The sequence below is a fragment of the Duganella sp. CF458 genome, from assembly GCF_900113115.1.
Taxonomy (GTDB): Bacteria; Pseudomonadota; Gammaproteobacteria; order Burkholderiales; family Burkholderiaceae_D; genus Rugamonas.
The window spans coordinates 1-1,358 of the sequence record NZ_FOOF01000056.1 but is presented as its reverse complement, the minus strand read 5'-3'; the positions used below and the strand labels follow the sequence as shown (position 1 = coordinate 1,358).

1 protein-coding gene is annotated in these 1,358 nt (G+C 57.1%); it reads right to left on the bottom strand.

Features of this window, described 5'->3' with window-relative positions:
• Nucleotides 1-40: 40 nt before the first annotated feature.
• The gene (locus tag BM269_RS28915) at nucleotides 41-1,285 is read right to left on the bottom strand and encodes an IS256 family transposase (protein ID WP_139232919.1); all 1,245 of its coding nucleotides are present in this window, start codon (nucleotides 1,283-1,285) and stop codon (nucleotides 41-43) included.
• Nucleotides 1,286-1,358 lie beyond the last annotated feature (73 nt).

Here is a 1,358-nt window from a genome sequence, read left to right as displayed (position 1 = left end):
GGACCTGTCAGGAATTTTGTGTGCCGGGGTCGCGGTTTGATTAATTGATCGCGTTGGTAAAGCGTTCCCCAAACAGAATGGCAAATTGATTGGCGGCCATCTTCCAGGTCCGCTGCGGCATCTTCCAATCTTTTTCGATATTGCGCAAGGCAAGGTACAGCAATTTCGTCGCTGCCTCGTCGCTCGGGAAGTGCCCGCGATTCTTGACGATCTTCCGTAAGCGCATATGCAGGCTCTCAATGGCGTTCGTGGTGTAGATGATCGAGCGTACTTCCGGCGGGTACGCAAAGAATGGAATCACCTGCTCCCACTGGCGCCGCCACATGGCGACCACGGTGGGGAAACGCTGCCCCCACGGGCCTGCTGCAAAGGCGTCTAGTGCCGCCGCAGCCGCATCGGCGTTGGCAGCCTGGTAGATCGGCTTAAGCGCCGCTGCAAGCTCTTTACGGTCCTTCCATGAGGCCAGCGTCATCGAGTTGCGGATCAGGTGCACGATGCAGGTCTGGATGTGCGCTTGCGGGAACACCGCCTCAATCGCTTCAGGGAAACCACGCAGACCATCAACGACGGCGATCAGGATGTCTTCCAACCCACGGTTGCGCAGTTCGTTGAAGACCTTCAGCCAGAACTTGGCGCCCTCAGTTTGCTCAATCCACAGGCCTAGCACTTCCTTGCGACCGTCTGCGCGAATACCCAGCGCTAGATATACCGCCTTGTTCTTGACGGCACCCTCGTCGCGGATCTTCAGACGCAGAGCATCAAAGTACACGATCGGATACATAGCTTCCAGTGGCCGGTTCTGCCACTGCGCCACTTCGTCCAGGACTTCGTCAGTGATGGTCGAGATCAGATCGTGCGAGACCTCGGTGCCATACAGCTCCAGCAAGTGCGCCTGGATCTCCCGCACCGTCATGCCACGGGCATACATGCCGATCACATGGTCGTCGAAGCCCGGCATACGGCGCTGATGTTTGGCTACCAGCTTGGGCTCGAAGCTCGAAAGGCGGTCTCGCGGGATATCCAGTTCCAGCTCACCACCAGGCGCGAGAACCGTCTTGCGGCTCTTGCCATTTCGATGGTTCTTTGACTCGCCCTCTGTGGCGAGATGGTGGTTCAGTTCGGCCGTCAGCATGCGCTCCGCCAGCATCTTTTTCAGCTGGCCGGCCAAGCCCGACTCTCCAAGAATAGACTCGGCGTCCTTGTTCTCGACCTGGGCCAAGAGCTGGTCGATCAGTTCAACTGGAAACGGGTACTGCTTCTTGGTTTTTGGCTTTTTAGTGGTCATTACGTCGGTCATGGACAATCCCTTTCGGTATTATTTCATGACCCCGGATTCACACTAAAATTCTGACAGGCTC

What these genes read in the sequence shown, in the direction of transcription:
- BM269_RS28915 (WP_139232919.1), bottom strand. Translation starts at nt 1,285, where the DNA reads ATGACCACTAAAAAGCCAAAAACCAAGAAGCAGTACCCGTTTCCAGTT.